7 protein-coding genes are annotated in these 8,402 nt (G+C 66.4%); 4 read left to right on the top strand and 3 right to left on the bottom strand.

What is annotated here, in order from left to right; all coding sequences use genetic code 11:
• Positions 1–183: 183 nt before the first annotated feature.
• The gene (locus AC3A4T_RS15985; protein ID WP_487676248.1) at positions 184–660 is read left to right on the top strand and encodes an N-acetyltransferase family protein; all 477 of its coding nucleotides are present in this window, start codon (positions 184–186) and stop codon (positions 658–660) included.
• Between the two features lie 110 nt (positions 661–770).
• Here AC3A4T_RS15985 and lolA read toward each other — a convergent pair whose 3' ends face one another.
• The 3 genes from lolA to AC3A4T_RS15970 form a co-directional block, all read right to left on the bottom strand.
• Complete coding sequence (gene lolA / locus AC3A4T_RS15980; RefSeq protein WP_487676247.1) at positions 771–1,406, bottom strand: outer membrane lipoprotein periplasmic chaperone LolA; 636 nt, start codon at positions 1,404–1,406, stop codon at positions 771–773.
• Between the two features lie 206 nt (positions 1,407–1,612).
• Positions 1,613–3,925 (bottom strand): DNA translocase FtsK, encoded by a 2,313-nt coding sequence (locus AC3A4T_RS15975; protein WP_487676285.1) that lies wholly within the window; start codon positions 3,923–3,925, stop codon positions 1,613–1,615.
• Between the two features lie 309 nt (positions 3,926–4,234).
• The gene (locus AC3A4T_RS15970) at positions 4,235–5,305 is read right to left on the bottom strand and encodes an alanine dehydrogenase (protein ID WP_056114740.1); all 1,071 of its coding nucleotides are present in this window, start codon (positions 5,303–5,305) and stop codon (positions 4,235–4,237) included.
• Positions 5,306–5,779: 474 nt separating this feature from the next.
• Between AC3A4T_RS15970 and trxB the strand changes: the two genes are divergently transcribed.
• From trxB to AC3A4T_RS15955, 3 genes are read left to right on the top strand one after another with little or no spacing between them, the layout of a single operon-like run.
• Positions 5,780–6,733, top strand: a complete 954-nt coding sequence (gene trxB / locus AC3A4T_RS15965; RefSeq protein ID WP_056114741.1) for a thioredoxin-disulfide reductase — start codon at positions 5,780–5,782, stop codon at positions 6,731–6,733.
• Positions 6,733–7,197 carry a GNAT family N-acetyltransferase gene (locus AC3A4T_RS15960; RefSeq protein WP_487676246.1) on the top strand — a complete coding sequence of 155 codons (465 nt, stop codon included), beginning with the start codon at positions 6,733–6,735 and terminating at the stop codon, positions 7,195–7,197. The genes trxB and AC3A4T_RS15960 overlap by 1 nt, the downstream gene beginning before the upstream one ends.
• Positions 7,194–8,369 (top strand): GNAT family N-acetyltransferase, encoded by a 1,176-nt coding sequence (locus tag AC3A4T_RS15955; RefSeq protein ID WP_487676245.1) that lies wholly within the window; start codon positions 7,194–7,196, stop codon positions 8,367–8,369. Before AC3A4T_RS15960 ends, AC3A4T_RS15955 begins: the two co-directional genes overlap by 4 nt.
• Positions 8,370–8,402 lie beyond the last annotated feature (33 nt).

Raw genomic sequence — 8,402 nt, 5'->3', positions numbered from 1 at the left:
TGATTTTTTTACCGCCCCACCCTTTCGGTGTCCGGGAGCGGAAACTTGAAGCGTAAACTTCACTGCAATTGCGCATTACGGTGAGGCCGACGCTACTCGCGACCAAGCCACGCGCGCAAAGCCACTGCCACGACCCATCGCTCTCTGATCGAACAGCGCTTCTTCATCAATCAACCTGCTTCCATGGCCATCCCTTTCGTCCGCCCGGCGACACCGCTGGATCAGCCCCAGCTTCTCGCCATCCTCGAGCACACCTTCGAAGACACCTGGCGACCGCAGCTGACCGATGCGGCCATTGCCGCCTACCGCAACGACCGCGTGGCCGAGCGCTTCGTCGCCGAACACGGGCCTGCGTTCTTCGTCGCCCAGATCGACGGCTGGGTGGCGGGTTTCGCTCATCGCGACGGCGGCTTCATCGATGCACTGCACGTGTTGCCGCGGGCGCGCCGGCGCGGGGTCGGTCGGCTGCTGATGGACGCGGTCGAAGCGGCGATGCGCGCCGACGGTATCGCGCTGGCGGCGTTGGAGACCGACACCTTCAACGAGGGCAGCCAAGGGCTGTATCTCGCGCTGGGTTACCGCGAGGTGGCGCGCTATCCCGATGAGGAATGGAACAGCGGCCTGACCACGATCCGCTACGAGAAATCGCTGGCGCCCTGAGGCAGGTGTGCACGCTCGTTTCGTCCACGCGGCATCCATCGCGGACGCCAGGCAATAAAAAACGCGGGCCGAAGCCCGCGTTTTTCGTTCGCTACGCGATGCGCCGCGCCTCAGCCCTCGCCGATCACATCCACGCCCTTGGCCGGCGCGTACTTGAAGGTGGTCGCCGGAAAGCTGGGATTGCGCTTCCAGCCGCTGAAGCTGATCTCGGTCTTCTGGCCCAGCGCGTCAACGATTTCCATCTTGGCCAGGCCGCTGTCGTTGAAGCCGAGCTTGGCGTTGCGGAAGCTGGCATCGCCGGGGGTCTTGGGCTCCAGCGCCAGCCAGTTCAAGCCGCCGCGGCTGCCGTTGTCCTTGACCACGAACATCGCGTCGAGCTTGCTCGGGTCGATCAATGCGGCGAGCGGGCTGTTCTGTTCCTCGACGCCCTGCGGGCGCACGCTGACCTGCTGCAGGTCGGGCTCGTAGACCCAGACCTTCTTGCCGTCGGCGACGATCAGCTGCGGGTACGGCTTGGTGTATTCCCAACGGAACAAGCGCGGCGCCGACAACGCGACCTGGCCGCTCGAGGATTCCTTGAGCTTGCCGTTGGTGTCGAACACCTGCTGGGCGAACTGGCCGTCGAGCCCCTTGAGGCCGCGGGTGAAGCTGCCCAGGTCCTCGCGCGCGCCGGCCGTGGCGGCACCGGCGAACAAGGCCGTGGACAGCGAGAGCGCGATGGCGGCGTGGCGGACGAGACGGTTCACGGGAAGCTCCTCTAAAACGATGGCGGCAGTGTGCGCAGGCAATCCTGAACGCGGTATCGACGTGGGATGGGGCCGGTCAGCGGGCGGTCTGGCGGGCTGAGGGGCGATTGCCGGCCGACGATCCATAACCGACGTATCTCAAGCTCCAACCTTCAACGCTTGCAGGGCGCCTCCTGCGGAAGGCGCACTTGCGTACACCGCTGCTGTTACTTCGGCGGCGGCGGCGCCAGCACGCTGCGGTCGCCGTTGTGCTCGGGCGGGGTCACGATGCCGGCCGCTTCCATCGCCTCGATCAGGCGCGCGGCGCGGTTGTAGCCGATCTTCAGGCGCCGCTGCACGCCGGAGATCGAGGCGCGGCGGGTCTCGGTAACGATGCGTACCGCTTCGTCGTACAGCGGGTCGGATTCGTCGCCGCCACTGCTCGCGGTTTCCGGCAGGCCGGTCGCGCCGACCACGGTGCCGTCGCCCATCGTCTGCACTTCGTCGAGCACGCCTTCGATGTAATCCGGGCGGCCGCCGATCGCCTTGAGGTGTTCGACCACGCGATGCACTTCTTCATCCGACACGAAGGCGCCGTGCACGCGCTCGGGCATCGCCGTGCCCGGCGGCAGGTACAGCATGTCGCCGTGGCCCAGCAGGGTCTCGGCGCCGGACTGATCGAGGATCGTGCGCGAGTCGATCTTGCTCGACACCTGGAACGCGATGCGGGTCGGGATGTTGGCCTTGATCAGGCCGGTGATGACGTCGACCGACGGACGCTGGGTCGCCAGGATCAAGTGAATGCCGGCCGCGCGCGCCTTCTGCGCCAAACGGGCAATGAGTTCTTCGACCTTCTTGCCGACGATCATCATCATGTCGGCGAATTCGTCGATGAAGATGACGATGAACGGCAAGGTCTCGAGCTGACGCGGCGCTTCGTCCAGGTCCGGATTGGGCTTGAACAGCGGGTCCATCATCGGCTGGCCCGCTTCCTCGGCGTCGCGGACCTTCTTGTTGAAACCGGCCAGATTGCGCACGCCGACCATCGACATCAGCTTGTAGCGCCGCTCCATCTCGGCCACGCACCAGCGCAGGCCGTTGGCGGCTTCCTTCATGTCGGTGACGACCGGCGCGAGCAGATGCGGAATGCCCTCGTAGACCGACAGCTCCAGCATCTTCGGATCGATCATCAGCATCCGCAATTCTTTCGCCGACGCCTTGTACAGCAGGCTCAGCACCATCGCGTTGACCGCGACCGACTTGCCCGAGCCGGTGGTGCCGGCGACGAGCAGATGCGGCATGCGCGCCAGATCGGCGACGGTCGGACGGCCGGCGATGTCCTTGCCCAGCGCCAGCGTCAACGGGCTGCCGGATTTGTCGTATTCCTTCGAGCGCAGCAGCTCGGACAGGAAGATCATCTCGCGGGTGGTGTTCGGCGTTTCCAGGCCGATCACCGACTTGCCCGGGATCACGTCGACCACGCGCACCGACTTGACCGACAGGCCGCGCGCGATGTCCTTGTCGAGCGAACTGATCTGGCTGACCTTGACGCCCGGCGCCGGCTGCACTTCGAAACGGGTGATGACCGGGCCGGGATAGGCGCCCATCACCTGCGCGTCGATGCGGAAGTCCTTGAGCTTGAATTCGATCTGCCGCGACAGCGTTTCCAGGGTTTCTTCGCTGTAGCCCTTGGGCTGCGGCTTGGGATCGTCGAGCAGCGCCAGCGGCGGCAGGCCGCTGCCGTCGCCGGTGTTGAACAGCGGGATCTGGGTCTCGCGCTTGGCGCGTTCGCTCTTTTCCACCACCGGCGCCGGCGGCGGTTCGATCTTGACCTTCTCGCGCTTGGAGCGCAGTTCGGTGTCGACCTTGCGCGCTTCCTCGCGCTCCTCGCGCATGACCTGGGTCTGGCGCCATTCGGTCGCCTGCTGGCTGCCGCGGCGGAACAGCTTGCTCAGCACCGGGCCGAGCGCCAGGGTCCACTGCCCCAGCTTGTCCATCACCGCGAACCACGAGATGCCGGTGGCCAGGGTCACCGAGATCAGCAACAACGCGAGCAGGAACAGATTGCCGCCGACCGGGCCGAAACCCGAGTACAGCGAACGCCCGACCAGTTGGCCGAGGATGCCGCCGCTGCCGGCGGAAAAATCCTCGGCCGGGCCGAAGCGCAGTTGCAGCAGGCCGGTCGCGGAGACCAGGAATCCGACGATGCCGATCAAGCGCAGCGCCGGTCCGAGATCGGCCTCGCCGTCGCCGTCGGTGTCCATGCCGAACAGGGCGATCCAGGCGATCGCGCCGAGCATGACCGGCAGCAGGAACGCGACATAGCCGCACAGGTACAGCAGCACGTCGGCGATCCAGGCGCCGACCCGGCCGCCGAGGTTGTGCAGCGGCGCGGTGATCGAACCCGAATGCGACCAGCCCGGATCGGTCGGCGAGAAGGTGACCAGGCTGGCCAGCAGGTACAGCAGCAGCGGCGCGATCACGATCAGCGCGATGTCGCGCATGAGGCGCTGGCGCTTCGGGGACGGCGCGTTTTTCACCGCTTCGGGTGGCTTGGCCTTCTTGCGACTGGCTGTGGGAGCGGACGCCACCGTGATGTGCTGCCTTAGGATGGTTTCGTTAGTCGTTGAATATACAGGAAAGGGCTGCAATCGGCGTGTCGGCGCCATGGGCCGGCCGGGTCTGCCGCCTGCCCGTCCCGCGGCGCCGTCCGCCTCGCCCTCGGCACAAAAACGAAGGGCGGCCAGCGAACGGTAGCATCAAGCCCCGTCCACCGCCGCCCTGCGTCAGATCGGGACCGGCTTTGACCGAATCCCGAATCCCGAATCACCAATCCCGAATCCCGGCCGTTACAGCTTCATGCCCTGCAACGCCGGATGGATCAGCTTGCCGCCTTCGACATTGATGCCGCGCACCAGCGCCGGGTTGTTGCGCCATTCGTTGCCGGCCGCCAACTTGTTGACCCACGGCAGGATCGCCGCGCAGATTGCCTGCGAGGAGGTCTGCGGCACCGCGCCGGGCATGTTGGTCACGCAGAAGTGGGTCACGCCCTCTTCCACATAGGTCGGCTCTTTCCAGGTGGTCGGGCGCGAGGTCTCGAAGCAGCCGCCCTGGTCGATCGAGATGTCGACCACCACGCTGCCGTCTTCCATGCCCTTGAGCATTTCGCGGGTCAGCACGTGCGGCGCGCGCGCGCCGGTCACCAGCACCGCGCCGATCACCAGGTCGGCCGAGGCCACTTCGCGCGCGACCACGTCGACGTACGGGAACAGCGTGGTGACGTTGTTGCCCAGGCGCATCATCTGCTCCATGCGGTCCTGGCGCATTTCGAACACGGTCACATTGGAGCCGCCGGCCGCGGCCAGCGCCGCCGACGCGCCGCCGGCCTGGCCCGCGCCGAACACCACCACCTTGCCGCGCTCGGTCGACGGCAGGCCGCCCAGCAGCTTGCCCTTGCCGCTCATGGGCTGGTGCAGCAGGTGGGTGCCGACCTGCACGCCGATCTTGCCGGCGATGATCGACATCGGCGCCAGCAGCGGCAGGTCGCCGTTGGGCAGCTCGACGGTCTCGAAGGCGACGCCGGTCAGGCCGATGTCGAGCAACTGCTTGGTCAGGGTCGGCTCGGCCGCCAGGTGCAGGTAGCAGAACAGCAGGTGATCCTTGCGCAGGTGCTGCAGGTCGCCGGCGATCGGCTCCTTGACCTTGACGATCAACTCGCCCTTTTCGTACAGCGCCGCCGCGTCGGGCGCGATCTTCACGCCCAGGCGGGTGTATTCGGCGTCCTTGAAGCCGCTCTTGATGCCCGCGTCCTGCTCCAGCCAGACCTCGTGGCCACGATTGACCAGATCGCCGGCCGCGGCCGGAACGAGCGCGACGCGCCCTTCGAGAGTCTTGGTTTCCTTCGGTACGCCGATACGCATTGCAATCTCCGGTGCGGCCTGCAAAAACGCCGCATGCGCGGCGCCCCTGGCCATGTTGTCTTGAGTGTCGTGTGGGGGAAGTGTCGCGTCTGACTTTGGGTCTGGATTCGAATCTGACTTGGAATCGCTGAGCTTGGCCGCTGTGTCTGATGGAAGTCGCGTCGGAAGCGTGTGACCGGCGAGTCGTCGCAGCGAACGCCGTTTGTCGAATCGGTGCCTCGAAGTGCGGGCCGACTCGGCGGCCTTTGTACGACCATCGCCCGGCAATACGCCAGCGTGCGCTTTGGCGGTTCGCCGATAACGCCGGCCTCGTGCCGTGGCACGCACCGTTGCATCCGCGCGATACGCCTTGTGTTGCCGGGACCGCGCCTCCAAGCTATGCCCTGTTCCGGAATCTTCTACACGCCGGCGTATGGCCGAAGCTGAGGATTCTTTCTGCGCTCAGCGCATTCCCAACTGCCCGCGATTATATACATGACCCCTTCGAAGCACTCCCGTGTCGTCATCCTCGGTTCCGGCCCGGCCGGCTGGACTGCCGCCGTCTACGCCGCTCGCGCCAACCTCAAGCCGCTGGTGATCACGGGCCTGCAGCAAGGCGGCCAGCTGATGACCACCACCGAAGTCGACAACTGGCCCGGCGACGCGCACGGCCTGATGGGTCCGGATCTGATGACCCGCATGCAGGCGCATGCTGAACGCTTCGATACCGAAGTCGTGTTCGACCACATCCACACCGCCGATCTGTCCAAGCGCCCGTTCCGGCTCAAGGGCGACAGCGGCGACTACACCGCCGATGCGCTGATCATCGCCACCGGCGCCACCGCCAAGTACCTCGGGCTGCCGTCGGAAGAAGAGTTCAAGGGCCGCGGCGTGTCCGCCTGCGCCACCTGCGACGGCTTCTTCTACAAGGACCAGGACGTGGCGGTGATCGGCGGCGGCAACACCGCGGTCGAGGAAGCGCTGTACCTGTCGAACATCGCCCGCAAGGTCTACCTGATCCATCGCCGCGACACCCTGCGCGCGGAGAAGATCATGCAGGACAAGCTGCAGGCCAAGATCCAGGCCGGCAAGATCGAGCCGGTGTGGCATCACACCGTCGACGAAGTGCTCGGCAACGACGCCGGCGTGACCGGCGTGCGGGTCAAGTCGGTGCAGGACGGTTCCAGCCGCGACCTCGCCGTGCACGGCCTGTTCGTCGCCATCGGCCACACCCCGAACACAAGCCTGTTCGAAGGCCAACTGGCGATGAAGAACGGCTACCTGACCATCGAGACCGGCCTGGACGGCAACGCCACCCGAACCTCGGTCGAAGGCGTGTTCGCCGCCGGCGACGTCGCCGATCAGGTCTACCGCCAGGCCATCACCTCGGCCGGGTTCGGCTGCATGGCCGCGCTGGACGCCGAGAAGTTTCTCGACAAGGACGCCTGATGGCCGACGGTCGTGAATCGCTGCGCATCAGCGGCGAGCCCGGCGATCTCGATTTCGCCGTGATCCACGACTTCCTCGCCCGCGAGTCCTACTGGGCCGCGGGCATCCCGGCGCCGACCCTGCGACGCGCGCTGGATAACTCGATTTGCTACAGCGGCCATCTGCACGGGCAGATGGTCGCGTTCGCGCGCGCGGCCACCGATCAGGCGACGTTCGCCTATCTGGCCGACGTGTTCGTGCTGCCGGCGCATCGCGGCCATGGCCATGCGCGCGCGCTCGTCGCCGCGCTCATGGCCGATCCGCGTCTGCAGGGTTTGCGGCGCTGGCACTTGGTCACCCGCGATATGCAGGGTTTGTATGCCGGGCTCGGTTTCAGCTCATTGAGCCAACCCGACCAGCATATGCAGCGGCACGATCCTGAGGTCTACCGCCGCGGACTCGTGCAGCTCGACTCATCGCCGTGAGCAAGCGCGACGACGCTTTATCGATCCGCCTGATCGGTTCGCTCGACGAAATCGACGCGACGCAATGGGACGCCCTGCACGACGGCAGCAACCCCTTCGTCGCCCACGCCTTCCTGCACGGCATGGAAATTCACGGCTGCCTGCGCGAAGACTGGGGCTGGGCGCCGCATCATCTGACCGTATGGGACGGCGATTCGCTGATCGCGGCGATGCCGGCGTATCTGAAGCAGAATTCGCACGGCGAATTCGTGTTCGATCACGCCTGGGCCCACGCCTATGCGCAGCATGGCCTGGACTATTTCCCCAAATGGCTCGCGGCGGTGCCCTACTCGCCCGTCACCGGCCCGCGCCTGCTGGCGCGCAGCGCCGAACACCGGCGGGTGCTGATCGCGGCGATGGCGCAGTTGTGCGCGCGGCAGAAGCTGTCGTCGGCGCATGTGAACTTTCATACGAGCGATGAGGATTTGTTGTTCGACGACGGCCGCGCCGACGGCGACTGGCTGCCACGCATCGACGTGCAATACCACTGGCAGAACCCGCGCGACGCGCAGGGTCTGCGCTGGAACGACTTCGAGCAGTTCCTGGCCGCGTTCGATCACAAGCACCGCAAGAACATCCGCCAGGAACGGGCCAAGGTCGCGCGCGCCGGGGTGACGTTCCGCGTCGTCGAGGGCCGCGATGCGAGCGCCGACGATCTGGCGACGATGCACCGCTTCTACCTGACCACCTTCGCCGAGTACGGCAACCACGCCGCGCTGACCCTGGATTTCCTCCAGCACCTCGCGCGCGAGATGCCGCGGTCGCTGGTGATCTTCCTGGCCGAGCGCGACGGCGAAGCGATCGCCGGCGCCCTGTGCCTGCGCGGCGGCGACACTTTGTATGGCCGCTACTGGGGCAGCGAGGTCACCCTGCCCGGACTGCACTTCGAGACCTGCTACTACCAGGGCATCGACTATTGCCTGCGCGAAGGCCTCGCCCGCTTCGAACCCGGCGCCCAGGGCGAGCACAAACTCGCGCGCGGCTTCCTGCCGAACTTCGTGCACAGCCGCCACTGGATCGCCCACCCCGGCTTCCGCGACGCCCTGCGGCCGTGGTGCCGCGACGAGGCGGCCTCGGTCCGGCGCTATGCGCAGACGTTGGGGGCGCATTCGCCGTTCAAGCGAGGGGATTAGGGATTCGAGATTGGGGATTCGGCGAGAAACGCA

Source organism: Lysobacter sp. Soil_N_51 (assembly GCF_057655755.1).
Note: the sequence above shows the minus strand (reverse complement) of the source record. Positions and strands in the feature narration are given on the sequence as shown.

Coding starts and splice junctions, on each gene's coding strand:
- AC3A4T_RS15985 (WP_487676248.1), top strand. CDS start 184: ATGGCCATCCCTTTCGTCCGCCCGGCGACACCGCTGGATCAGCCCCAG.
- trxB (WP_056114741.1), top strand. CDS start 5,780: ATGACCCCTTCGAAGCACTCCCGTGTCGTCATCCTCGGTTCCGGCCCG.
- AC3A4T_RS15970 (WP_056114740.1), bottom strand. CDS start 5,305: ATGCGTATCGGCGTACCGAAGGAAACCAAGACTCTCGAAGGGCGCGTC.
- AC3A4T_RS15960 (WP_487676246.1), top strand. CDS start 6,733: ATGGCCGACGGTCGTGAATCGCTGCGCATCAGCGGCGAGCCCGGCGAT.